The following is a 23717-nucleotide window of genomic DNA, read 5'->3' on the forward strand; positions in this document are numbered from 1 at the left end:
GTGCCCCATGTTCAAACAACTGGTTCTATCTGCATTGTTCCTTACACTTCCCTGGTCCCTGACCGTCAAAAATGCGCAAGCAGGCTTGCAGACGGAAAGCGAGCGCATCATATCCCTGCAGCTTGACAGCGGCGCGATCCCAATGACGCCAGGCGACGGCCTGCGCAGGATCGAACCGTACTTCGCGAATCTGGCGGTGATCGGATTGCTGGAAAGCCCCGAACCGTCAGCCAAAGCCGCTGCCGAGAAGTGGATGTCCTGGTACGTCTCGCATCTGAACAAGCCGGACAAGTTCGGACTGCCCGGCACCGTCTACGTTCACGAGGTTGACGCCTCCGGACTGGAGAAGTCTCTCGACGATTACGATTCTTCCGACTCCTACGGGGCGACGTTTCTGTCGGTCGCCGCCAAATACTATAAGGCCGGAGGCAGCGAAGCTTTTCTGCGAAGCATTCGCGCCGACCTGGAAATAGTCGCCGCCTCCGTTGTCGCCACGCAAGGGAAAGACGGCCTCACGCGCGCCAAACCCAATTATCCGATCGCTTATCTGATGGATAATTGCGAAGTGTACGAAGGTCTTAAGGATATGGCCGAGTTGGAGCAGACCGTGTTCGGCGACGACCTCAAGAGCCGCAGCTTCAAAGAAAAAGCCGCACGCGTACGCGACGGCATTGAAAGCCTGTGGGATGAGGCGGCGGGCGCGTACCAGCCTCACAAAGGGCACCCGCCGCAATGGGACGTTTTTTATCCCGACGCGACGGCACAACTGTTCCCGATTGCGAATGGTGTGATCGCGCCTGACTCTGTACGTGCAAAGCGGCTCTGGTCGGGGTTCAACAAGCACCATTCCGGATGGACTCGCCTCGACACGTCCGATTCCTTTCCTTGGGCGGCCGCAGGTTATGTGTCGATCCTCATGGGCGACAAGGCAGCAACGAGCTCGTATTACCAAAACGTGTACGCGGCCTACATGCCGGCCGGCCTGTGGCCTTGGCACGCAGGGGAGAGCGGGTTTTGGATGCGAATGCTGAAGATGATGAAGTGATTCTTCAAAATGTACGCTCGTGTATTTATACAACGGATATCAAATCCGTATATCTACAAGTCTATAAAAGATTGTAACATGTAACATATATCAAATGGTTTAGTAGATTATTGGAAGAAAATTAGCAGGTATTTCGACTTTTTTAGCGAATTTATTCGGAAATCTGGTTAATAAGGCGGTCAACGATGTCGGCTTCGCGAGATCGATCACGTGTGAAGTTGCTGGAATCGGTTCCTGTAATCCTGGAAACCCATTTTAGTTCCATTTCGAAGCAAAGCAAAGAGTACGAGGAATTTGTCGGGAAAAATAAATTACTGCTTCATACCGGCTTCGAGGTTATTCTGAAAGAGCTGGTTGAATCCTTGTTCTTGGATTCGTCAGACTACCGTCAGTATCTGATGACAAATGAGCAGAGCGGTTATCACCAAGGAATAATCACCGCAGATCTGCTGGGACAGAACGTGCATTTCGTTATGGAGCTCAGTAAGAATTTGCACCTGAGCATGCAGCAAACGATGTTCAGGATTATTGAAGAAACCGAGGAGAATCGAGCGTTTCGCCTGGCGCTGTTCGAGCGTGTGGTTGAGTGTGATTGGACGCGTTTCGTGGGATTTGTAAGCGGTTATATTGCCCATAAAGACGAGAAAATCGACTACCTGCATGCGCAAAAAATATCCGTAATGGGCCAAATGGCTGCCGGAATGGCACACGAAATCCGAAATCCGCTCTCAACCGTCAAAGGCTTCGCTCAGCTTATCAAGAATAAATTGCAAGCAAACGATCGCGAGATCAATGTGAACGAATTGATTCAATATCTGGAATTAAGCATCGACGAGATCGATTCCATTAACGGACTCGTATCCGACTTTCTCCTTCTCGCCCGCAAGAATGAAAACTCCGCAAACATCGAATCCAGGGTCGACCTCAAAGCGATTATCGACAAAGTTTCAGCCCTGACCAGACAGATGATGATCGAGAGCAATATCACCCTTCGCACGGAAGTACCGCAAGCTGACCTATATGTTTACGGGGTAGCCTCTCAGCTGGAGCAAGTTTTTTTAAACATTGTCAAAAATAGCGTGGATGCGCTGAAGAGTGGCGGCACTTTAACGATTGCTGCAGCAGCCGACCCTTCGGAGCAGCAGGTTATCATTCAATTTATCGATAATGGAACCGGAGTGCCCAAGGATATTATGGATAAGATCTTCGACCCGTTCTTCACAACCAAAGTCACCGGCACCGGGCTCGGTCTCGCCATCTGCAAGCAAATCATCGAAAATCACAATGGCAGCATCATTGTTGAATCGGAAGTCGATAAAGGCACAACCGCCAGAATCCAAATAAAAAGACAATCCTGAACGGATTGTCGATAAACAAGTGTGCCTGAGCACGATCTATTATACTTGGCACACGGCTGGTTCACCGTTATTATTGTTGGGGAAAGAGTTTCTTGTGCGTGAGAAGCTGCACAGCCACGCCGGCCTGAGTTTCCGACATACTGCAAGCTTTGGCGATACTCGGAACATCGTCAAAGTTCGCCTTTTGCTTCAATACAGCATTCAGCACCAGTCTTTCAGCGAGCGACAGCGACTCTGATTTTTCGGGGCCATCAGCCGTATATAAATTCATTTTTTCTGCCCTCCCTAGTAATTATTACTATTCTTTACCCAATAGCATACTGGGGCAATCGCCCAAAATCGGTAAAATATTTCCTTTTCTAAGAAACTCCCCCATGTTGTCCGCCTCCAACGGCCGGCTGAAGAAATAACCTTGTCCGATCGTGCAGGCATTCCGGATCAAGAAGTTCACTTGCTCCTCTTTTTCGATCCCTTCCGCAATAACCGTGAAGTTCAAATTATGTCCCATATCGATAATCGTCTTCACCATGGCGCCTTGATTGGAATGATGGATAATATCGTCAATGAAAGACTTGTCGATCTTGATTTTGTCAATCGGCAGATGCGTCAGATAGCTTAAGGATGAGTAGCCTGTTCCGAAATCGTCAATCGATAATTTCACGCCCAACTCTTTCAATTGTTTCAGGATGGATGTGGATCTTGTTATGTTCTGCATAATGCTTTCCGTAATTTCCAGCTCGAGGTATTGCGGATCCAGCCCCGCCGCATTCAGAGCTTCCGTCACCGACTCGACGAAAAGGTCGTCATCCATCTGGCGAACCGAGATATTGACCGCCATCTGTACGGCTGGGAACCCGGCATCCTGCCATGCTTTGTTCTGCTCGCAAGCCGTTCTCAGCACCCATTTGCCCAGCGGCAGGATCAGGCCTGTCTCCTCGGCCAGCGGAATGAATTCGCAAGGACTAACGAAGCCGTACGAAGGATGCTTCCAGCGGATCAAGGCTTCGATTCCGACAAGCTTTCCTGTAGCCAGCTCCACTTGCGGCTGATAGTATATCGTCATTTCATTCTGTTCCATTGCTTTTCTCAGGCCGTTCTCCAATTCCATCTTACGGGATGAAACGCCAAGGAGATGGGGTGTGTAGAATTGAAAATTGTTTTTGCCCCGGTCTTTGGCCAGGTACATCGCGGTGTCGGCGTTCTTGATCAGCGTGTCCTCATCCGATCCGTCCGCAGGATAGAGACTGATGCCGATGCTCGGCGTAACGAAATACTCCTGGCCGTTGACGTCGATCGGATCGGCAAATCCATCAAGCAATTGTTGTGCGATCACAGCCGCTTTATCCTTGTCTGTATCCTGCAGGGAAATAATAAACTCGTCTCCGCCTTGCCGCGATACCAGCCCATGATGCTGAACGGTTTGCTGCAGCCGTTTGGCCACCTTTTGCAGAATCAGATCACCGACAGTGTGCCCTTTCGTATCATTGATGATCTTGAACCTGTCGAGGTCCAGGAACAGCACGGCCGCCATCTGATGCTCTCTATGCGCTAACACTTTGTTCAGATGCTGCCTGAACTTATAGCGGTTCGGAAGCTCCGTCAGCGTATCGTTATAGGCCATATATTGGATCGTTCTCTCCGCTTTCTTGCGCTGGGTAATATCTCTGCCGACCACCTGCTGCGCGACCCGGCCTTCATACAGAATAGGCGCGGCGGACATTTCCACATCGATAATATTGCCGTCCACACGCAGCACTTGAATCTCGAAAGTTCTCAGGGCATCTTCATCTTCCATGATCGTCGTTTCGAGAATTTTCATATCCTCAAGCGCATGGCTCGGGTAAAATTCCTGAATCGGGCGGCCGACCAATTGTTCCGGATTCGCGGCTCCGACAAGGTCCCAGCCCGCTTTATTGATATAGTCGATCTTGCCTTTACTGATCACTGCGATGATATCCGGCGACATCTCCACTAACGTGCGATAGCGGTCTTCACTTTCTTTGCGGTCCGTGATATCGAACAATACGCTCGTGAAATCAACGAAAATGCCGCTCTCATCATACGTCGGAAAGCCCCGGTCCTGGATCCAGCGCACTTCCCCGTCAGGACGTATAATCCGGTATATGCTTGTAGCCGGCTGGCCTAAAGCTAATGTCTGCATTCTCTCGGCGATAATGTGCAGATCCTCGGGGAGAATCATTTTTTTCCATAGGGTTTTATCCTTGTAGAACTCTTCCAATGAATAGCCGTAGAGCTTTTCAATGCCTGGAGTAACTAATAGAGTATCCGACAGCATATCGTGGGACCAGATTGCGACATCCAGCGTTTCGAAAATATTTTGCAGCCTCTGTCTGTTCTTCGCGAGTTCCTGCTGCGTGTTAGTCATGCCCCGCTGCATGATGAGCAGTGTCACCAAGCCAGCGAACCCCGTAGTGACCTGCAGGAACAGACGGTCTATTGTGCTAAGCGCGGACAGCGTATAGGCGGCTTCTATGATCAACTCTACTAAAATGAATAATACGAAAATAACGATCCACTTGCGGTTTTTTAAACGTTTTATGTATTTCATTCGATGTTTTCTCCCCGATGTTTGAAGTTACACTTCTTTTTATCGGCAGTATGAGCACCAACAATAACCCTTTCCGACATGCTGAAAAGGCGTTATGCAATCTCGCCTTTCATATACAGTCTAATAGACTCATACAGCATACAGTCTAATAGACGCATCTTTTTTACCTGTTCTTGACAATTTTAAGACCTGAGGACTATAATCAAATCACGTTTAATATGTCGTTTTATTTAGATATTCGTCGTTTTTTGTCGATATAATTACAATTATATACTGTTCGATAAAGGCAAACCCGGCGAAAGCGGGGACGCAAAGCTCCGGGCCTAAAGAATGAGGTATCATTCCACGGCGGCCGAGTTACCGAAGACAGGGGTGCTACAGCCTAACAAGCCGTCCCTTGTTTTTTGGGACGGCTTTTATTTTGTTTAGAAAGGAGAATGAACATGTCTGCTTGGGTGTCGGACCATCAACTGTTGAACTTTATGAAAGAATTGGACCACCACAACAATGATCCGCTTCAACCGGTTTCCAATGCGGAATCCTCACCGAAAGGTTGGCTCCAGGTAAAGGACGGTCAAATATCGCTCGTTGATTCGGACTCCGAAGCAACCGGCGATTGGCCGACAGCAGAAGCAATGCCGCCGCTGCAACTGGTCTTAAAAGGCAAAGAAGTTAAGGGCGCACACCGGATTAAGCCGAATGACATTGTTGGCTGGAAGGCCGAGCAACAAAAACTAAGAATCGATGTTTCGTCGGACAAAATGAAAGTTCATCTGCTATTGCTGCCAGATGGCAAATTTGTATTGAAGCCGGCGGCTCAGGAGAAAACAAGCCGTCTTATTTTGCAGGCTGTGGAGGATCAGTGTTCGCCGCTTGAGCTTCCTTCTCTTCAAACGATACTGGAAGAGATTCGCCGTCTGGGTTTGGTGAACTATGATCTCGGGGCTATCGCCGCCGAATTGTCGCAGCCAACGTTCAATCCCGTTGTGATCGCTAGTGGAAAGAAACCTGTATACGGGAAAGACGCATCTTTGCAACTATTTTTTAGCGAGCAAATCCAGAGCACCTATGAAGAAATCGATGGGGTTATTGACTACCGCAACCATTTAAAAATTCCATCTGTCCGCAAGGGTGAGATGATTGCCCGCAAAATTCCGCTAAAAGAGAGCGAACAGGGAATCGATGTCTTCGGTCACCCCGTCGCGGCGCCACGGCCGAAAGATATTATCATATTGCCGAGGAAAGGTGTACGTGTCGCGCAAAACGAAGTATTCGCATTGAATGATGGACGGCCGAGGATTACCGGAGATGTGATCAAAATGATCGACATTTCGACAACCCACATTCTTACCGGCGATGTGGATTTGAAGACCGGCAACATTGTCTTTTCAGGCGATGTCCACATATACGGGAACGTGACGGACGGCATGATCGTGGAAGCACTCGGAGACGTATATGTGAGCGGTAATGTGTACAGGGCCACCATTTCAGCTACCGGAAGCATTTACATAAAGGGCAACACCGTCGGCAGCCAACTATACTCCGGGCATTTCGGCGTTCTGTTCAACAGATTGTACACTCATTCCACCAAGCTGAACGAACAGCTGGCCTTGTTGCGTCAAGTTGCAGAACAACTGACGCATATGGCGGACGATCGGGGACAGTCGGTTACCGATCGCCAACTTTACCAATTACTGCTGGAGAGCAAATTTCGTGACATACCGCCGCTATGTCATGCTAGTCTTGCCTGTATAGCAAATATCCAGAGCATTGAGAATCATCTTATGAGCAGTCTCAAAAGCAAACTGCAGATGATGCTGAACAAGGCCTTTCTTGTAGAGACAGACATTAAGGCGTTTCTTCACAATTTACAGTCTGAACTGGTGACGACGATCGAAAATATACGGCTCAGCGAGGAGAGTGGTGTCGTTACCGACATCCAGCAATGCCATCTGACGGAGATTATGTCCAACGGTAACATCTTCGTTCGCAAGCAAGGGGTTCTCCAGAGCAAATTGTATTCGAAAGAAAATATCATTTTTTATCAAGATGACGCAGTGTGCAGGGGTTCGGAGCTCGAGGCAGGTAACACGATATCGGTAATGATCGTAGGCGGGGTGTCCGGTGGATGCACTTCCCTTAAGGCAGGCAAGAAAGTCATGGCTGCTCTGATATATGAAGGCAAAGTACAGGTCGGCCCCTTCGCTCAGGAAGTTCTTGCGCCGATCGAGCAGGCTTGCTTCGAGATTAAAGAAAACCGGTTGTCGGTCGATTCAATCAATCTATCAGTGGGGTGAAGCGAAGTGTTGCTAGTTGACTCTGACACAACAATGATTAGCGGCGGTCATGTCTGACAAAAAACATTTACGACCGCCGTAATCTCTTGATCTGGCCCGCCTACACGCCTGTGACGCCCAAGCTGCTGGAGCAAGCCTCAAATCTTGGCATTCGCTTAACCAAAGAAGATTGCGAATCGGCCGGTGATACCTTGATAATGGCTGCCGACGCGACATTCGACGAGCTGGACACTGTTTTTCGCGAAGCTGGCGAGACCGGCAGCGTAATGATTAAAGATCTAAGACAGACCGCCTTGCCCATGTTAATCGAGACATTGTCGACAGGCTCCCTTATCCAGTTTCTGGTCCATTTGCGGCGTAAGGACGACATAACGTTGACTCACAGCATCGGTGTCGCCGCGTTATCCATTATGCTCGGCCGGTGGCTGAACCTGTCTTCGGAAGAGTTGACCGATTTGGCCGTCGCAGCCCTCCTGCATGATATAGGGAAGCTGCGAATTGAGCGACACTTGCTTAACAAGCCGGGCAAACTCACGGTGGGGGAGTACGAAGAAATCAAAAAGCATACCGTATACGGTTATGAGATGCTGCGCAACAGCCCGGACATTAAGGAGCTTTGCGCCTTGCCGGCGCTCAGGCATCACGAACGTTTGAACGGCACCGGTTATCCCAACCGGCTCACCGGCGACGCCATCGACAAGTTCAGCAGATTGATCGCGGTGACAGACGTTTTCCATGCCATGTCTTCGAACAGATCGTACAAAGACCGGATACCGTTCTACCACGTCATTCGGGAAATGCATGCGAGCGCCTTCGGGCAATTTGACCCTGATTTCACACTCGTGTTCCTGTCTAAGATGATGGAAACCTTGATCGGTACTGAAGTCGTGCTGAGCAACGGGAAAACCGCAGTTATCGTAGCGCTCAACCCCTCAGATCCTTTCAGACCGCTGGTTCGCGTCAACGGAAGGTTCCTCGATCTGGGCAGAGCTGAAAATCTTCATATTATGGGTTATTCCCCGGTGAACTGAGGAGGACGCTTTTCGCGGAACGCCTGGAGCGCCTCCAGCCGATCTTTGGTAGGTATAATCACTTCATAGGCTTTGGACTCGATGTCCATGCCGGTTTGGAGATCCGTGTTCAATCCTTTGCTGATCGCAAACTTGGCTTGATAGACGGCCAAAGGCGCGTTGGCGAGTATTTCGCCCGCCAAGCCTTCGGTCATTTGTTTAAGCTGTTCCTGATAGTCAGCAACTCCGTTCAGCATACCGAGCTCATACGCCTGCGCCGCATTGATCTTCCGGGCGGTTAGAATGAGCTCCTTCGCCTTGGCCTGCCCGATAAGGCGCGGCAATCGCTGTGTGCCTCCTGCGCCGGGAATGATGCCGAGGCTCACTTCCGTCAGCCCCATCTTCGCATCACGGATCGCGTAACGGAAATCACAAGCGAGCGCCAGCTCCAACCCTCCGCCGAAAGCAAAGCCATTGATAGCTGCAATCGTGGGCTGAGGGAGCCGCTCCAACGCGGAGAACACTTGTTGAATCTTCTTCACGCTCCGGCGCACCTGCTGTTCGCTCAGCAAGCCGCGCTCCTTCAAGTCCGCACCCGCGCAGAACGCCCGGCCTTCACCTGTCACGATGACCGCACGAATGTCGCGCGGATTTTGCTCTATCGTTTCGATTATTTCACCCAAAGCCGTGAGTGTCTCATAATTAAGAGCGTTCATCGCCTCCGGACGATTAAACCTGATATATCCGATATGTCCGCTCTGTTCCCAATGCACCGGCTTGCTCATCTTCGGCCTCCTCCCCTACACCGGATAAACCGGATGCTTCCGATCTGTGAAAACAACGTTTTTCGAGGAATAAGCTTCAAACCGTTTGACCAATTCATCGCGCAGAGAATGAGGAGGCACTATTCCGTCGATCACCATGTCTGAGGCGAGATGGTAGAGATCGATATCTTTGCCGTACTCTTCCCGCTTGTTCGTGATGAACTCGGCCCTTTCCGATTCCGGAAGATCCGCGATTTTGTTCGCATATACGGCATTCACCGCCGCTTCAGGTCCCATCACCGCGATTTGTGCGGAAGGTAAAGCCAAGCAGCAGTCAGGCTCGAACGCGGGTCCGGCCATTGCATATAAGCCTGCTCCGTACGCTTTGCGCACGATAATGGAGATTTTGGTCACCGTCGCTTCGGAGACGGCGGCAATCATTTTCGCGCCATGCCGGATAATCCCCGCCTGTTCGACAGCTGTGCCGACCATAAAGCCCGGAACATCGGCCAGAAACAGAAGAGGAATATGAAAGGCGTCGCATAGACTAATAAATTTGGCCGCTTTGTCGGCGGAATCGTGGAACAGAATGCCGCCCTTTACGCGAGGCTGATTGGCGATGATCCCGACCGGCTTCCCGTCGAACCGCGCCAATCCGGTAATGAGCTCCTTCGCGAACAGCTTCTTGATTTCAAAAAAGGAATCCTCATCGATAATCCGATCGATGAGCTCATACATATCGAATGGCGTGTACTGATTGTCGGGGATAATTTCCTCCAGCGTTAGTTCCGCCAGCTTAGGGAGCAGTGGATCCCGAACCGGAGGCTTCTCCGTATAATTAGCGGGAAAATAAGCGAGATAATCTCTGGCCATCTCAATCGCTTCTTCCTCGTTCGCCGCCAATACGTCACCGCAGCCGGATATGGAGCAGTGCATTTTCGCGCCGCCCAGCTGCTCCAACGTTGCTTTTTCCCCTGTAACCATCTCTACAATCCTCGGCGAGCCGAGATACATGGAGCCATTGCCCTCGACCATAATGACGATGTCGCAGAACGCAGGAATATAAGCCCCTCCTGCCGCGGACGGACCGAAAAGAATACAGACTTGCGGGATTTTACCCGAAAGCTTCACCTCATTGTAAAAAATTCTCCCTGCGCCCCGCCGTCCCGGATACATCAATACCTGGTCGGTAATACGGGCGCCCGCCGAATCTACCAGATACAGCAGCGGCACCCTCATTTTATCCGCGCTTTCCTGCATGCGAATGATTTTCTCTACCGTCCTCGCACCCCATGAGCCCGCTTTGACCGTCGAATCGTTGGCGATGACACACACCGTCTGTCCGTGTATTTTGCCTATGGCCGTTACGACTCCATCCGCAGGCAGATCGGGCTCTGCACTGTTGGCGAACAAGGCGTCCTCCAGCTCGAAACCGATATCGAACAGCAGCTTTAACCGATCACGCACGAACAGTTTTCCTGCTCCGCGTTTTTCTCGTGGTATTTGGCGGCGCCTCCCCTTTTGATCTGGTCAATCCGTACTTGGAGAAGATCTTGCTCCGGCTGGAATTCATTCGACATCTTCTAGTACTCCCCTTTGAAGGCTAACATCCGATTTGGCCTGCAATCACCATCCGCTGAATCTCCGAGGTCCCTTCCCCGATTTCCAAAAGCTTGGCGTCACGCATATAGCGCTCCACCTCGTACTCTTTCATATAGCCGTAGCCGCCGTGAATCTGGACCGCTTGGTCGCATACTTTCATGCACATTTCCGAAGCGAACAACTTGGCCATAGCCGCTTCCTTCTTGAACTTCCGTCCTTGATCCTTCAGCCATGCCGCCTTATATACCATGTTCCGGGCCAGTTCGATATTCATCGCCATGTCGGCCAGTTTGAACTGAATCGCTTGAAAAGTAGAGAGAGGATTGCCGAACTGCTTTCTTTGCTTGGCATATTGGAGCGCCTTATCGTATGCTCCATGAGCCACTCCGACAGCCATGGCGCCGATGCCGATTCTTCCGCCGTCTAGCACAGCCAGAAACTGTTTGTAGCCGTTGCCTTGCGTGCCCAGGAGGTTCTCTTTCGGTACGGCCACCTGATCCATGACAAGCTCTGTCGTGTTGGAGGCGTGCAGCCCCATTTTTTCGTAGTTGTCGAGCACGGTAAAACCCGGCGCATCCGTTGGCACGATAAAGGCGCTGATTCCGTTCGTTCCTTTGGCCTTATCCGTTACCGCCGTCAGCACGAGGTTCTTCGCATAGCTCGCATTTGTGATGAAACATTTCGAGCCGTTGATCACCCATTGATCGCCGTTCAGAACAGCTGTCGTCCGGGTTCCGCCCGCATCGGAGCCGGCGTCCGGTTCCGTCAGCCCGAAAGCTCCCAAGTATTCGCCTCTGCACAGCGGGGCTAAGTATTTCAGCTTCTGCTCCTCTGTTCCGAATAGATCGAGAGGAGATCCGCCCAGCGAAATATGCGCAGAGTAAGTGATCCCTGTAGAGGCGCACACCCGGCTCAACTCTTCCACAACAATTGCGAAGCTGATCGTATCCGCTCCACCGCCGCCATATTGCTCCGAAAAAGGAAGTCCCATCAGTCCGAGCTTTGCCATTTTATCGAATATTTCAGTGGGAAATGTGCCGGTTCGGTCTCTATCAATCGCCCCCGGGGCAACCTCAAAGTCTGCGAAATCATGGATCAAATCTCTGATCATCGTTTGTTCTTGCGTTAAATCGAAATGCATAATCCACAACCTCTCTGCTTAATTTTTGGAGAGATTAACCGTGTCGCCCTAGTTCAATTTCCATCCGCATTAAATTAGACCCATAGCACTTCCCGAGATTATCCACTCTCAGAGTTCTAGAGCCTCCCCCGCCTAATGCCCCCCTGCACACAAAATTCATAGCTTTGAGATTAGGGACTAAATAACGGGTCACTTCACCCTCTACCATTCCGGTAAAATGCTCTTTCACGCGCTCTGCAGTTACTTCTTTCAGGAATACGTCATAGATCTCGGTTGTAGGCGCAAATAAAGCAATATTGACCGTGTTTCCTTTGTCTCCCGAACGTGCTTGCGCGATATGCCTAAGCTGTACTCGAGCCATAGATCACACCTCCGCGACGGTCACTTGAAGGCCGTCCTCAACGATTTCCCGCGGTACGAGACAGGACCACATGCCGAGCAGCTCGCGCGGCTTCATCATGCCGAGGAACCCGCCCAGCGCAGGGGGACCGCTCAGCATCAGCGGCGGGAACAGCCGGCCAAGCTTCTCTGCCTGCGTTTTGCTGCGTGTGCGCACGGCGATACGCAAATACACTTCATTCAAGTCATCCGCCGGCTCTGTCGCGAGCGGACCGTGCAATGAATTGTAGCCGAGGTAATCCGTGCGGATCTCTTCATATTGTAGTCCGATCCGCTCTATTTGCTTGCGTATGATGCGGTCGGCGGCTTTCACCTTGGCTAATGCGTCGGGCCATGAATATCCGCATATCCCTTGCCCGAGCCAGCCGTCCGAATACCCCATAACCACTTTCAGCGTATCGGGACGCTGCGATCCTCGGGCACCGGTAACGCGTACCTGGTTGGCACCTGCATCCTGAAGCTGAACTTCGCTGACGTCCAATACCACATCAGGGGTCGTATATGATGAAGGATCGTGAATCTCGTAAAGCAGCTGCTCTTTTACCGTGTCTACGGACACAAGCCCGCCGGTTCCTTCCGTCTTGGTCAGAACAAACTCTCCGTCTTCCTGCACCTCCGCCACGGGAAAGCCGATGTTGTGCAAGTCTTCGACGGATTGCCAATCGCCGCTGAAGTTGCCGCCGGCCGCCTGCCCCGAGCATTCCATCAGATGACCCATCAGTATGCCTTGAGCCAGCCGGCCCCAGTCATCCGGTTGCCAGCCGAATTCATAGACCAGCGGTGCAAGGAACAAGGCCGAATCCGTCGTTCGTCCCGTGATGACGATGTCGGCCTCTTGTTGAAGCGCTTTCACAATTGGCCCCATTCCTACATATGCGTTTGCAAAAACAATGTGATCCCTAATAGATTCGATGCTTCTTCCGTCTTCCATGTGATTCAGCGGTATTCCTTGCCGGTCCCAGTCTTGCAGTTTGTCTATCACATCGTCCCCGGTGACCACCGCCACCTTAAGCCCTTCAATGCCGAGCTCCGCGGCGATTCGAAGCGTCTCCTGCTGCGCTCCAAGCGGGTTCATACCGCCGGCGTTCGTCAGGATCTTAAGCCCTTTCTCTTTCACGTAGGGCAGCAGTTCTCTCATCGTTGTGGAAATGTCTTTCGCATATCCTTTGGACGGGTCCTTGTTCCGGTCCTTCTGAAGGATGGCTAACGTTAATTCCGCGAGACAATCGAAGCATATGTATTGAACGCCGCCCCGCTTCGCAGTCTCTATTGCCGGCATAATGGAATCCCCGTAGAACCCCTGTCCCGCTCCAATCCGAATCTTTTTCATGACAACCCCCCTTTACATAATTCTTATAAACTGTTTTGCTCACTCGATAACCATTGTATGCTCGGCGTTGGAATCCCTATTCGGCTTCCGGTTCTGACATACACACAAATAAAACTCAAGCCTAACCAGCCTGAGTTTTATCGTGATGATCCAATATGTAGTTACCCAATCTGAGTTGAAATCCACCAGTAATTTCCCGACGGGTCTTTGACTCCGCCGCGTCGATCCGGATCGCCTTCTTGAACCTGAGGCTCCTGCACCGATTCGCCGCCCGCTGCAAGCGCACGCTTATAGACGACATTTACGTCTTCCACATAGACATGCACGTTCGTAGTAACCGCAGGCCATCCCTCGTTAGCCTCGGCAATCATGACGACCGAGTCGCCGATCCGCAGTTCACCGTGCATGATTGAGCCGTCCGGCCTGTCGTAACGGCGGAGTTCGGCTGCATCGAACGTCTGCTTTAGAAAATCGACTACGCTCTGTGCACCGGTGACGATTAAGTAAGGCGAGACATTCGAATATCCTTCGGGCTTCCATGAAAGTGTCAAATTCTCTCCTCCTTTCAACAATAAACCCTATAAAATCATACAAATTGTACCATTTAATAGGAGTTATAGCAATTTATCATGAACCGCCCATGGATTTAATAAAATGATAAATCAGCAGCAAATTCCGGAGGGAGTGACCGGCGATTTGGACAGAGACTTTCCCGAAGATTTGCTTGAAATCAAAAAAGAGTTGAAAAAGAAAAGCAGCTCACAAGGTTCCTGGCCAAAGGCAAATTTAACATTTGCGGAAAAACAACTCGTCCAAAAAATACAAACACGCACTAACGAACTTAACCGCAACAATGTGACACGCACCCAAGCCTACTATGCATTCTACCGGAAACACCCGGATATCAAGTGGGCTCTGCTTGGTCATATGGTTTCACGCAACGGCGGATGGAATATGACGGATTTGCAAGGGGAATTTCTTTCGAAGCTGCTGTCCTTGGCGGAACAACAACAATTTTTTACCTTTTTAGAGAGAGGAAATTGGCTTATCTTTCAAGATGCATACCCTCAATTTCTTCTTTACGAGGAGAGCTTAAGAACCAAAACCCCCCTATTCCACCTTCTCCGCTTCCTGCATGTGTCCACTTTTATGGAAACCTTATGGAACCGTTATTGGATGACGGGAGACCAGCGGATTATAACGATTGCTCTTATTATTAATGAACAAAGCTATCTTGAAAAAAGAGTGATCCGGAACAAGTACTATCAACAGACGGTGCTGGATACGATTCATTTCAAGCTTCAAGACCTGCTGGGCTTAAGCCATATTCTATTTCCGTATGAGATGACAACCAGTGGACATACGAAACTTCTGGGACAAACCCTTCGTCATTTTGCCTCGCTTGAGGAACGGATCAACCTCGGAAAACGACTATTCTCACTCCTCCTAGATCATGAACAAAAGCTGTGCGCATGGGCCGGTTCAACGCCGCATACGGGGTCTCGCAAAGATTTTTGGCCTCATTTATTTAACAATATCAGAGAATCACTGCCGGGCAGCTTATACATACCTCAGATCAAGGACTGCACATTGACGAAAAACGGCCGTCGTTTGTACAGTCCCGTCTTAGAAAATGCCTGGAAAAACGTTGAGCATAACGAGGCGGAAACAGGCGACTGGTTTGAAGATTGGAGAATAATTGACTACTTTCAAAATTCTTATACGAGTGTAAATGGAGAGATCAGGGATGAGTATTGTAAAAGTATCGAAAAACTCGAGCTTGCCTTTTTCGCAAAAAAAGCGCTTCATCATTCGAACCGCTAAGAAATCTTTGCGGCCTTCTTTGATAACTATGGTTTTCTCTTCATGGCTGGGCACTTACTTGGAACTATTCCTGACAGGTAAACAATTGTATACGTTTGAAAAAAGGCCTTTTGCCGATATTTTTACCATTGATATTCGGTTTACGCTTTTAGGCATCCCTTTGTTTGCTCTATTTATTTTATACATAACGAAAAGTATGGGATTCGTGTACAAGCTCCTGTTTATCACCATCGTTAGCGCAGTTATGACCATTACGGAGAAGCTTCTAGGCAAACTCGAATGGATCACTTACAGTGAACAATGGCAGCATATTTATTCTTTTTTCGGTTATATCGCCTTTAGTTTTCTGATGCTGCTGTTTTTTAAATGGGTAAGCTCCGGTCCTATAAATAATAAATTTTAAATAAACCACCGTGAGTAAATCCACATACCTACCCCGCTGACCACCCCAAGCGCGATATTGAACCGCCCTAAATAAATGGCTGCCTTTTTTTCCTTTGTAAGATTCTGGATATCATACTCGGTTCTATCAAAGATCAATAACAAAATTCCGGATGCTATCGAAATTGCCACAACGTAATACAGGTAGCCGCTAAACGTTCCATAGATCATCCGTGTTAACCTCCGTACCCCTTGATCATGATGTTGTCATGCCGACACGCCTTACCCTAACCATCGTTTGAATATGTACAGAAACATCTTTGTACATATTTTGCCATTGTTCTACCGTTCGAATCTCCCTGTTCCAATATTTCGGCGCTTTAGCCCGCACATATTCCCCAAAACCAAAAATGTCGGAGCCATCTTTCTGTGTATTGCTTACAAGATCTCCATATATTTTTTGGACCCGTTTTGCTTCCGCTCTTTCAATATCTTTTATGTTGTCATCATTTAAATGTGCATCCGCATTTATTTCGTTTATATTTCCTTCAATCCATACTTTAACCGAAAAATCCGGACGCCCGTGTACGATTTTAAAATCAATCTTTGACTTTCGCTGCGTAGCGGCAAAAACAGCTTGTGACTTGGTGCCCGGTATTTTGACAAGTTGGTATCCCCCGGGGCTTTCTCCTTTAATGCCCATATAAGCGGCGATTTCAAGCGGTGATGGTTTGCCGACCATTTTCGTTCCTTTAAAATAAGCCATACCTTGAATCAGGATGTTGTCTTTTTTCTGAACCTCAACATAAGGGAGAAATCCTTCCTGGCCCTTCTTCACCGACCGGCTCCAAAAAACACCGATAAAATCTTGTGGAAATTTACCCAATTTAACGGCTTGTTCGAGCGTCATCATTAAATACAGCGTTGGAACTCTCTCTATTTCCGGAGCCGATCTCATTAAGGGTTCAGCCTTTCCGCTTGAAACCATCATCCAAGTGGTTCTTCGTACTTCCGGGTTGCGCCGAAAGTAATCGTTAATATCCTTGAGTTCTTTTCTTGCAATCTCTTCCGATACAACAATGGTTCGTAAATGGCCTAGAAATAAAGGGGAGGAGATCTGCTGCTGAAGATTAGCGATCGCATCAGACATGGAATGGCCCACCACAGATAGAGGCCATATCGTTTGAGATCCACCAGGACTCGCACCACCGCCTTGACCTCCAGGGCCTAGAGGTATACGGCCGGGTACCGCAAGCTGGGCTGTGAGACGGATCATATCTTTCGCCGGCAAAGGTTCCTGTCCTGGCAGGTGGGAAACATCGGGTTCTTCCTTTTCGGTTTCCGGATCGGCCTTATCAATCGATATCCCGAGAACAAGGGCTCGTTCATCAAGCTCACTTCTGTCCCAACATCCGGCGATTAGAGGCATCAGCAACAGGAGGATAAGAAGCTTGGCCTTATTACCCGTTTTGGTGCACTTTTTGTTGCCCATCAGGTGTACCCCTTTTTTTTCGTATGATGGAAACCACCAACAGCAGAGACGGATAACCAATGGTCACAATCAGACCTATCTGTCCTACAATCCGAATGATTTGGTAAAGTTCCAGAATGTTTTGCGGCACCATCGCAATAAAAAAACACGAACGGCATCACAAAAAAAGAAAAAAGCTTATGGTCACGTAACCGAAACAGTTTGCTCATGCAATGGATTGTCAAAAAGTAACTCGAATACAGGGTTGTAAACACCGCTGTAACCCAGACGGCAAGAAAAGCCGCATCTAAGCGCTCAAGAATATTCGCAGGCAAACTTGTCGTCTTGGCTAACTCCAGTGTCGGCCAAAGCAGGCGCTTAATTTCTTCCGGACCAAACACGGCAACAGTCGCCACCACGATCAAAAAATAGAGAACTCCGGCGACAGACATCCCCATAAAACTGGCCTTATACGCCTGGCCTGGTCGGCGCATATGCGGGATGACGATAGAAATAATGAAAGAACCTTGGAACAGGGCTGCAATTGTGAGCACACCGCCTAACAGCTCTTTGTGTTCATTTCCCATCACCGGCAGCAAATTCAGCAATTCAGCATTTTTCAGTGACAGGACGACAATCATCAACGCAGGTGCCAGGATCAGTGGTAAATAAAAATAGTGAATGTAAACAAACGTTTCTAACCCATGGCGCGAGGAGACCGCAGCCAAAAGCAGCATAACGATAACCGTCACCTCTAAGGGTGTGTTCCTTAACACCGTAGTTACAACCACTTCTCCAAATTCTCGAGCGGCCAGCGATGTTAATATCGCAAAGAAGCCTATAATCAGCAAACTGCCGAATCGAGCGAGCCATTTACCGATAATCTCTTCACTGTACTGGACTATAGTTTTGCTCGGAAAACGTACACCGAGAACCGTGATCAACCAAAGCCCTGCTGACGCCACGAGAATGCCTAATAAAGTAACTAACGGCGCTCCCGTTTCAGCAGTTTGGACGGCGAACCTTGGCAGAGCCAGAATCCCAACCCCGATAATGGTGCTGATGAGTACAGCCGTGGCTTGGATGACAGTAATTTTTCGGGTATTGTCCATTCAGATGACCTGCCTTTCAATTGCTGCGTTTTGGTCCCAATGGATTATCGGGAGGTTCCTTCGTCGCTTGGACCGTCTGGCCGGACACACGATCTTCATTCACAGGTTGTGAAGATTCCGGCCTTTTCTTCATCCACCACAACGGAGCGCGGATTAATGTATCCTTAACCCCCTGCAAGTTGCCGGGAGCGATCGGGCTCATATAAGGTATTCCGAATGATCTTAACGAAAGCAAATGATTGGAGATGAGTATCAAACCGATCATTACTCCGTATAAGCCGAAGATCCCGGCCATAATGATGAGAAAAAACCTCAGAAGCCTTAGGGCAAGCGCTGCATTGTAAGCCGGTGTGGCAAAAGAACCTATTGTCGTGAGTGCAATGACGACCACAGTGATTGGGCTTGCAAACCCTGCTGCGACTGCGGCTTGTCCGATGATAAGTACGCCGACGATAGACAATGCGCCGCCGACTTGTTTCGGCAAGCGTACTGTGGCTTCGCGAAGCACCTCCATCGCGGTTTCCATCATAAAGACTTCAACGACTGTCGGATAGGGAACGCTGGCTCTTCCGCCTGCCACCGCCACAGCGAACTCGGTAGGAAGCAACTCCGGGTTAAACGATATGACGGCAACATACAGCGACGGGACGATTAGCGCAAATATCAAAGCTAACAGTCGGGAAAGCCGTATGAAACTCCCCATAACGGGTCGTTCGTAATAATCCTCAGTAACTTGATAAAATTGGGTAAATACCGTGGGTACGATTAGAGCAAAAGGTGATCCATCCATCAAGATCGCCACCCTGCCCTCCAATAATTGCGCTACAGCCTTATCCGGCCGTTCCGTATACAGCACCTGAGGAAAGGGAGAAATATGGTTGTCTTCAATAAACTGTTCAAGGTATCCGGTGTCCAGCACACCGTCAATTTTAATTTTGGAAAGACGATTCTCAACTTCTTTAACTAGATCCGGGTTCGCGATCCCCTTAATGTAACAAATAGAAATGTTTGACTTTGTGTACTTGCCTATTACCATGTTCCTAATCTGAAAACTTGGTGTCTTTAAACGATAGCGCATTAATGCTGTATTCGTACTTAGTGATTCAACAAACCCCTCTCGAGGTCCCCGGATGACTTGCTCTGTTTGCGGCTGACCTACAGCCCTAGATTCCACATTGCGGGTACTGAATAAAAAAGCTTCGTCAACTCCCTCTATCAGTACAACGGAGTCAGCTTCCAATATGGCGTCAATTACCCTTACAATATTGGATTGCAGCCTTGCTCCGGAATGAATGATCGTCTCATTTATCAATATGTTCTTTAATTGACCATCTCCGATCTTCCGTCCTTCAAGGTGAGGGGGCATGTATATAAAAGGCTTTAATATATCAAAATTAATCATCGTCTGATCAACCATATTGGAGAAATAGAACATCACTGCCGGATACTTGCCGAACACATGAAATCTGCGGGTAACAAGATCCGGGTTTGCTTCCAGCAATGAATTGATTAATTTAATGTTTTCTTCAAGGTTGGTACTGATCGTGCGGTCTTTATATTGTTCCAACACCTTATCCGGCGATAACTGATCGGGTAATGCGGGGGACTTCTTGCCGTCATTCGATCGCTTGCGCAGAAACCGCATATATACCTCCGATTTACCGAATTGGGAGATAAACCCAAATTAGTTAACTCGTATTATGTTTACTGCGGTTTCTTTTTATTCATAGCGAAAACAAAAAGCGGCCGGTCAGGAGTTCTGCTCCTGACCGGCCGCTTTTACATTGTCTTTTGCGATATTATGCGCCCATCGCCTGTTGATGCTCGACGGACGAACTCAGCCGTTCCTTGGACATCCATATTGCCGCGACGAAAGCGAGAATTGTAGGAATCAGCGCCCACATGAACGTATGCGTGATGGACGAGGACAGTACCTTTGTGATCTCATCCAGGACGGGTGCGGGAATGTTTTCACGAGTTTCGGGCGCAAGCAGTACTCGAGGATCGTTGAACACGGTGCTGCTCTGCCCCTGTCCTCCGCCGAACGTTGCGAACATTTCCTTCAATTTAGCCGTAAAATCATTCCGCTGAATGATTCCGAAATGGTAATGCCCAGCGTCATCCCAAGCGAACGGATAAAAGCAACGGTAGAGTTAACGGAACCTCGCTGCGACGGACTAAAGTGATGGATCGCCGAGTTGCTTAGTACAGAGAAGCTCGCGCCGATGCCCAGCCCCGTAATTATCATATAGACAGTAACCAGGAACCGGCCTGAGTCCGGCGTTAATGTTGTGAGTAACACCATGCCCAATGTGAGAACCGAGGTAGCGAGAATCATGATTTGACGGTAGTTCCATTTGCTCATTAGGAAACCGCCGCCGGTAGCCGACACAACGGAACCGAGCATCATCGGCAGCAGCACAAGACCGGAATTGGTCGCGGTACCGCCAAGCACTCCCTGAATGTAGATCGGAATATAGAGGGAAGCCGTAATGAACCCCATGCCGCTGAACAGCCCTAATACATTGCTTGTCGAGAACAGCCGGACGTTGAACATCGGGAACGATATGATCGGCTCAGCCACTCTTCTTTCAATGAAAATAAATGCAAAGAACAATACGGCGAAAATGGCGAACAGACCTAAGATCACATCGGAATCCCAAGCATATTCATTGCCACCAAGTTCGAGTGCAAACATGACGCTGACGATGGCGCCAACGAGCGCAGTCGCACCCCACCAGTCGATCTTTTGCTTCGTGTGCACCGGTGATTCCTTATAGTAAACGGCAATAAAGATAAACGCCAATATGCCGAGCGGAATATTCACGTAGAACACCCATTGCCAGCCGATATAATCCGTAATGTACGCGCCAAGCAATGGACCGAATATGCTGGACAGTCCGAATACGGCGCCGAACAATCCGCCCAATTTGCCCCTTTGTTCAACCGGAACGGTGTCGAACATGATGGTGAACGCAATCGGAATAAGCGCCCCGCCGCCGATACCCTGAATCGCACGGTAAATGCTGAGCTGCACAATGCTTTCCGCCGTACCGCACAAGATGGATCCAAGCAAGAAGACGATCATGCCGAAGATAAAAACCTTTTGCGCCCGAACATATCGGACAGCTTGCCGAAAATCGGCATGCCCGCCATTTCAGCCACCATGTAAGCGGAAGTGACCCAGACGAATTTATCGAAATCACCAAGCTTGTTGACGATTGTCCCCATGGCCGTAGTCACGATGGTGTTGTCCATGGACGACATCAAGATACTAAGTAATAGACCGGCCAAAACCATGCCTATATGGGTTTGTTTTGATTTCATGTGATGTTAATTCCTCTCTATAATTTGCAGCTATCGATGACAGCGGCGCCCTTCAGTTGTTTAAAATCTTCTTTGTATTCCACGATCCCGATATCGCATCCCTTGCCGATTGTAACACGGTTGCCGCGTACAATATCGGCTTTCGTGTTCTCCAAATATACCTCATCCCCTTCAATCACTGAAGCGAATAATTGAGCGTATGCAGACGGCTTGAAAAAGAGATTAAAAGGATTCAGCGTGCTTGCTTTTCTTACGTTGATTTTTCCGCCGCCGATTTCCTTTGCATGACAATCCCGGTAAAGCTTCATGTCCAGTGAACTGCATTGAGCAGGCCGCCGATCTCAAAAATTCCCCGGACCGTAAAAACTTCCGCCTCGCAGTCACCTTTCGTATTCAACTGCCCTTTCAGCTCCAGTTGTTCACCGTAAACGCTGCCCTTTACTTCAACTGTACCCGAGCAGCGGAGTTCTTTGAGTCTGGCATCACCGCCGATAGCTGCCGTGCCCGACACTTTCATTGAATTCGCTTGAACATCTCCGGAAAATGAGGAAGTTCCCACAACCATTGCCCGATTCGCCTTCAAACGGCCGACCATATCCAGCGTACCGATGCACTTCAGCTCGCTGCATTCCACATCTCCGTCAATCGTACCTTCTCCGATAATGCGTACCTTATCATATATACCGCCAGTCGCTGCCGAGCTGCCTCTAATCGATAAGTTTCCCATCGTTTTCTCGCCTCCCTTCTTGCTCCGGTTACATTTGTTCTATTCTTTTTACTTTCGAAGCCTTATCTTGATCGAACTTCTCCTTATATTCAACCAAGCCAATCTCGCATCCAGGGCCGATCGCCACATTCGTCCCCCTTACGACCTCGGCTGTTATACACTCCACATACACGTCATCGCCTTCGATCGTTTGGGCGGTCAGCTTATTGCCGAGAGCAATCGGAAGCACCTTCAGCCACTTGGCAAAATCGATGCCGGGTTCTCTGCGGATCTTGATAAGCTCCCCGCCGATTTCAGTAATGCTGCTGTTGCCGTGCAGCGTGATTTGGATATTTCCCGCGTTAAGCATCTCCATCTGCAATTTGCCGTTGGCGTTGAATCTTTCCGCTTCACACTTGCCCGCGACCGAGAGCAGGCCGGTTATATCTATGCGATCACCGATCAAGTCTCCGTTAACAATCGTTTTTCCCTGCGTTCTTAGCCGCTCGGAGTGCAGGTTTCCTTGAACGACAGCCGTTCCGTTAATCTCGGCCGTCGAGGCTTTAACGTTGCCATGAACCTCCGCTTTGCCGTTCACGATGAATTCAGAGCAGATGACATCACCGTCCAGTTTCCCGATTCCGTCAATTTTGGCAATGCGCACGGTGCCCCCGCTGGAAGAGCCTACACCGGATATGGTGAGATTGCCTTTTTTATGTGCCTCCATCCATCCATTCACCTCACATTGTCGTTATTTTCAGCTTCAGTTCCTCGATGCTCTTGGCCACACTCACTCGAAGAATCATTTTCACAGCGGGCTCGAAATAAATATCACTGCCTGCCGATAGGAGCATAAAAGCGGAAACACCCATTTTACGGCTGAAAATCAAATCGCAATTTTTCCCATCAAATTTTTTATAATGCTCGGTAAACGTTTTAAGCAGAAATTTACCTTCATCCAGATTCATTTCACCTGTCTGCAAACAATGATCCAGCATGAAGACGTACAGCGCCTGCTCAAAAGTATAGCTTTCCGACTGGCCTAAGTACTGTTCCGCATAATCCGCCGCAATTTTCGTAACAATGTTTCGTTTCACAAGTTCATTTTTATTAATCCGCACGTCCGTGGGCATAGGCGAGAACATATCGGCCAATTCGTCTAAAGATAAATCATCCTTCATATTCTTGATTTTATCGATTCGGGCGAGCATCCGCTGTTTTGGAAAATAAGTCTCCTGCCCCGTAAACGCCGATTTTCGGATAAACCACTCTTCGGGTACGAGGCTTTTGCGCTTCCACCTGTACAACTGCCCATAAGATATACCGGTAAGCTCCAGCAGTTCTTTTTTTGGATATCAGCTCTTCTTCCATCAGGCATACC

The 23717-nt window shown here is 49.2% G+C and carries 20 protein-coding genes, 3 pseudogenes and 1 riboswitch; of the genes and pseudogenes, 6 read left to right on the forward strand and 17 right to left on the reverse strand.

The window, feature by feature from the left end; translation table 11 throughout:
• Positions 1–7: 7 nt before the first annotated feature.
• Positions 8–1045 (forward strand): hypothetical protein, encoded by a 1038-nt coding sequence (locus tag SD71_RS01230; protein ID WP_041058583.1) that lies wholly within the window; start codon positions 8–10, stop codon positions 1043–1045.
• 185 nt (positions 1046–1230) lie between these two features.
• On the forward strand, positions 1231–2403 hold the full coding sequence (locus tag SD71_RS21775; protein ID WP_052475833.1) for a two-component system sensor histidine kinase NtrB: 1173 nt from the start codon (positions 1231–1233) through the stop codon (positions 2401–2403).
• A 70-nt stretch (positions 2404–2473) separates the two neighbouring features.
• Here SD71_RS21775 and SD71_RS01240 read toward each other — a convergent pair whose 3' ends face one another.
• Entirely contained in the window at positions 2474–2674 is a 201-nt protein-coding gene (locus SD71_RS01240; protein WP_041058585.1) for a hypothetical protein, read from the reverse strand.
• 27 nt (positions 2675–2701) lie between these two features.
• On the reverse strand, positions 2702–4972 hold the full coding sequence (locus SD71_RS01245) for a sensor domain-containing protein (RefSeq protein ID WP_052475834.1): 2271 nt from the start codon (positions 4970–4972) through the stop codon (positions 2702–2704).
• A gap of 275 nt (positions 4973–5247) precedes the next feature.
• Positions 5248–5337, forward strand: a riboswitch (cyclic di-GMP riboswitch).
• Positions 5338–5415: 78 nt separating this feature from the next.
• On the opposite strand from SD71_RS01245, the gene SD71_RS01250 reads away from it, so the two are divergent.
• Together SD71_RS01250 and SD71_RS01255 are read left to right on the forward strand one after the other, a co-directional pair.
• Positions 5416–7269, forward strand: a complete 1854-nt coding sequence (locus SD71_RS01250) for a DUF342 domain-containing protein (protein ID WP_041058587.1) — start codon at positions 5416–5418, stop codon at positions 7267–7269.
• Between the two features lie 86 nt (positions 7270–7355).
• Complete coding sequence (locus SD71_RS01255; RefSeq protein ID WP_052475835.1) at positions 7356–8300, forward strand: HD-GYP domain-containing protein; 945 nt, start codon at positions 7356–7358, stop codon at positions 8298–8300.
• Here SD71_RS01255 and SD71_RS01260 read toward each other — a convergent pair.
• From SD71_RS01260 to SD71_RS01285, 6 genes and pseudogenes are all read right to left on the reverse strand, one after another.
• Positions 8282–9064: an enoyl-CoA hydratase-related protein gene (locus tag SD71_RS01260; protein ID WP_041058590.1), complete on the reverse strand. Its 783-nt coding sequence runs from the start codon at positions 9062–9064 to the stop codon at positions 8282–8284. The genes SD71_RS01255 and SD71_RS01260 overlap by 19 nt on opposite strands.
• A gap of 15 nt (positions 9065–9079) precedes the next feature.
• A pseudogene (locus SD71_RS01265) lies at positions 9080–10623 on the reverse strand (acyl-CoA carboxylase subunit beta).
• 23 nt (positions 10624–10646) lie between these two features.
• Positions 10647–11786 carry an acyl-CoA dehydrogenase gene (locus tag SD71_RS01270; RefSeq protein WP_041058594.1) on the reverse strand — a complete coding sequence of 380 codons (1140 nt, stop codon included), beginning with the start codon at positions 11784–11786 and terminating at the stop codon, positions 10647–10649.
• Positions 11787–11820: 34 nt separating this feature from the next.
• Positions 11821–12147: an AtuA-related protein gene (locus tag SD71_RS01275; protein ID WP_041058597.1), complete on the reverse strand. Its 327-nt coding sequence runs from the start codon at positions 12145–12147 to the stop codon at positions 11821–11823.
• Between the two features lie 3 nt (positions 12148–12150).
• Entirely contained in the window at positions 12151–13515 is a 1365-nt protein-coding gene (locus tag SD71_RS01280) for an acyclic terpene utilization AtuA family protein (protein WP_041058600.1), read from the reverse strand.
• A gap of 161 nt (positions 13516–13676) precedes the next feature.
• A complete protein-coding gene (locus SD71_RS01285) occupies positions 13677–14066 on the reverse strand; it encodes a VOC family protein (RefSeq protein ID WP_041058603.1) in 390 nt (129 codons plus the stop codon).
• Between the two features lie 103 nt (positions 14067–14169).
• On the opposite strand from SD71_RS01285, the gene SD71_RS01290 reads away from it, so the two are divergent.
• Together SD71_RS01290 and SD71_RS01295 are read left to right on the forward strand one after the other, a co-directional pair.
• Positions 14170–15339 (forward strand): DUF2515 family protein, encoded by a 1170-nt coding sequence (locus tag SD71_RS01290; protein WP_052475836.1) that lies wholly within the window; start codon positions 14170–14172, stop codon positions 15337–15339.
• On the forward strand, positions 15263–15742 hold the full coding sequence (locus SD71_RS01295; RefSeq protein WP_041058606.1) for a CBO0543 family protein: 480 nt from the start codon (positions 15263–15265) through the stop codon (positions 15740–15742). The genes SD71_RS01290 and SD71_RS01295 overlap by 77 nt, the downstream gene beginning before the upstream one ends.
• On the opposite strand, the gene SD71_RS01300 is transcribed toward SD71_RS01295, so the two are convergent.
• The 9 genes and pseudogenes from SD71_RS01300 to SD71_RS01335 form a co-directional block, all read right to left on the reverse strand.
• Positions 15739–15951 (reverse strand): CLC_0170 family protein, encoded by a 213-nt coding sequence (locus SD71_RS01300; protein ID WP_041058608.1) that lies wholly within the window; start codon positions 15949–15951, stop codon positions 15739–15741. The genes SD71_RS01295 and SD71_RS01300 overlap by 4 nt on opposite strands.
• Positions 15952–15976: 25 nt before the next feature.
• Positions 15977–17212: a Ger(x)C family spore germination protein gene (locus SD71_RS01305; RefSeq protein ID WP_041058611.1), complete on the reverse strand. Its 1236-nt coding sequence runs from the start codon at positions 17210–17212 to the stop codon at positions 15977–15979.
• Complete coding sequence (locus SD71_RS01310) at positions 17212–18303, reverse strand: GerAB/ArcD/ProY family transporter (RefSeq protein ID WP_326998677.1); 1092 nt, start codon at positions 18301–18303, stop codon at positions 17212–17214. The genes SD71_RS01305 and SD71_RS01310 overlap by 1 nt, the downstream gene beginning before the upstream one ends.
• A gap of 16 nt (positions 18304–18319) precedes the next feature.
• Positions 18320–19948, reverse strand: coding sequence for a spore germination protein (locus SD71_RS01315; RefSeq protein WP_041058613.1), 1629 nt, complete (start codon positions 19946–19948; stop codon positions 18320–18322).
• A gap of 154 nt (positions 19949–20102) precedes the next feature.
• Positions 20103–21630: pseudogene (locus SD71_RS01320) on the reverse strand (MDR family MFS transporter).
• A gap of 17 nt (positions 21631–21647) precedes the next feature.
• Positions 21648–21938, reverse strand: coding sequence for a hypothetical protein (locus tag SD71_RS21780; RefSeq protein ID WP_052475838.1), 291 nt, complete (start codon positions 21936–21938; stop codon positions 21648–21650).
• Positions 21935–22360 (reverse strand): annotated as a pseudogene (locus SD71_RS21785) (polymer-forming cytoskeletal protein); the annotation flags it as partial. The pseudogene SD71_RS21785 and the gene SD71_RS21780, both read right to left, overlap by 4 nt.
• Positions 22361–22385: 25 nt before the next feature.
• Entirely contained in the window at positions 22386–23063 is a 678-nt protein-coding gene (locus tag SD71_RS01330) for a polymer-forming cytoskeletal protein (RefSeq protein WP_041058616.1), read from the reverse strand.
• 13 nt (positions 23064–23076) lie between these two features.
• On the reverse strand, positions 23077–23643 hold the full coding sequence (locus SD71_RS01335; RefSeq protein WP_326998678.1) for a YhbD family protein: 567 nt from the start codon (positions 23641–23643) through the stop codon (positions 23077–23079).
• Positions 23644–23717: the final 74 nt, after the last annotated feature.

Origin of the sequence: Cohnella kolymensis, assembly GCF_000829465.1 — a bacterium.
Taxonomy (GTDB): domain Bacteria; phylum Bacillota; class Bacilli; order Paenibacillales; family Paenibacillaceae; genus Cohnella; species Cohnella kolymensis.

What these genes read in the sequence shown, in the direction of transcription:
- SD71_RS01230 (WP_041058583.1), top strand. Translation starts at nt 8, where the DNA reads ATGTTCAAACAACTGGTTCTATCTGCATTGTTCCTTACACTTCCCTGG.
- SD71_RS21775 (WP_052475833.1), top strand. Translation starts at nt 1,231, where the DNA reads ATGTCGGCTTCGCGAGATCGATCACGTGTGAAGTTGCTGGAATCGGTT.
- SD71_RS01240 (WP_041058585.1), bottom strand. Translation starts at nt 2,674, where the DNA reads ATGAATTTATATACGGCTGATGGCCCCGAAAAATCAGAGTCGCTGTCG.
- SD71_RS01245 (WP_052475834.1), bottom strand. Translation starts at nt 4,972, where the DNA reads ATGAAATACATAAAACGTTTAAAAAACCGCAAGTGGATCGTTATTTTC.
- SD71_RS01250 (WP_041058587.1), top strand. Translation starts at nt 5,416, where the DNA reads ATGTCTGCTTGGGTGTCGGACCATCAACTGTTGAACTTTATGAAAGAA.
- SD71_RS01260 (WP_041058590.1), bottom strand. Translation starts at nt 9,064, where the DNA reads ATGAGCAAGCCGGTGCATTGGGAACAGAGCGGACATATCGGATATATC.
- SD71_RS01270 (WP_041058594.1), bottom strand. Translation starts at nt 11,786, where the DNA reads ATGCATTTCGATTTAACGCAAGAACAAACGATGATCAGAGATTTGATC.
- SD71_RS01275 (WP_041058597.1), bottom strand. Translation starts at nt 12,147, where the DNA reads ATGGCTCGAGTACAGCTTAGGCATATCGCGCAAGCACGTTCGGGAGAC.
- SD71_RS01280 (WP_041058600.1), bottom strand. Translation starts at nt 13,515, where the DNA reads ATGAAAAAGATTCGGATTGGAGCGGGACAGGGGTTCTACGGGGATTCC.
- SD71_RS01290 (WP_052475836.1), top strand. Translation starts at nt 14,170, where the DNA reads ATGATAAATCAGCAGCAAATTCCGGAGGGAGTGACCGGCGATTTGGAC.
- SD71_RS01295 (WP_041058606.1), top strand. Translation starts at nt 15,263, where the DNA reads ATGAGTATTGTAAAAGTATCGAAAAACTCGAGCTTGCCTTTTTCGCAA.
- SD71_RS01300 (WP_041058608.1), bottom strand. Translation starts at nt 15,951, where the DNA reads ATGATCTATGGAACGTTTAGCGGCTACCTGTATTACGTTGTGGCAATT.
- SD71_RS01305 (WP_041058611.1), bottom strand. Translation starts at nt 17,212, where the DNA reads ATGGGCAACAAAAAGTGCACCAAAACGGGTAATAAGGCCAAGCTTCTT.
- SD71_RS01310 (WP_326998677.1), bottom strand. Translation starts at nt 18,303, where the DNA reads ATGGACAATACCCGAAAAATTACTGTCATCCAAGCCACGGCTGTACTC.
- SD71_RS01315 (WP_041058613.1), bottom strand. Translation starts at nt 19,948, where the DNA reads ATGCGGTTTCTGCGCAAGCGATCGAATGACGGCAAGAAGTCCCCCGCA.
- SD71_RS21780 (WP_052475838.1), bottom strand. Translation starts at nt 21,938, where the DNA reads ATGAAGCTTTACCGGGATTGTCATGCAAAGGAAATCGGCGGCGGAAAA.
- SD71_RS01330 (WP_041058616.1), bottom strand. Translation starts at nt 23,063, where the DNA reads ATGGAGGCACATAAAAAAGGCAATCTCACCATATCCGGTGTAGGCTCT.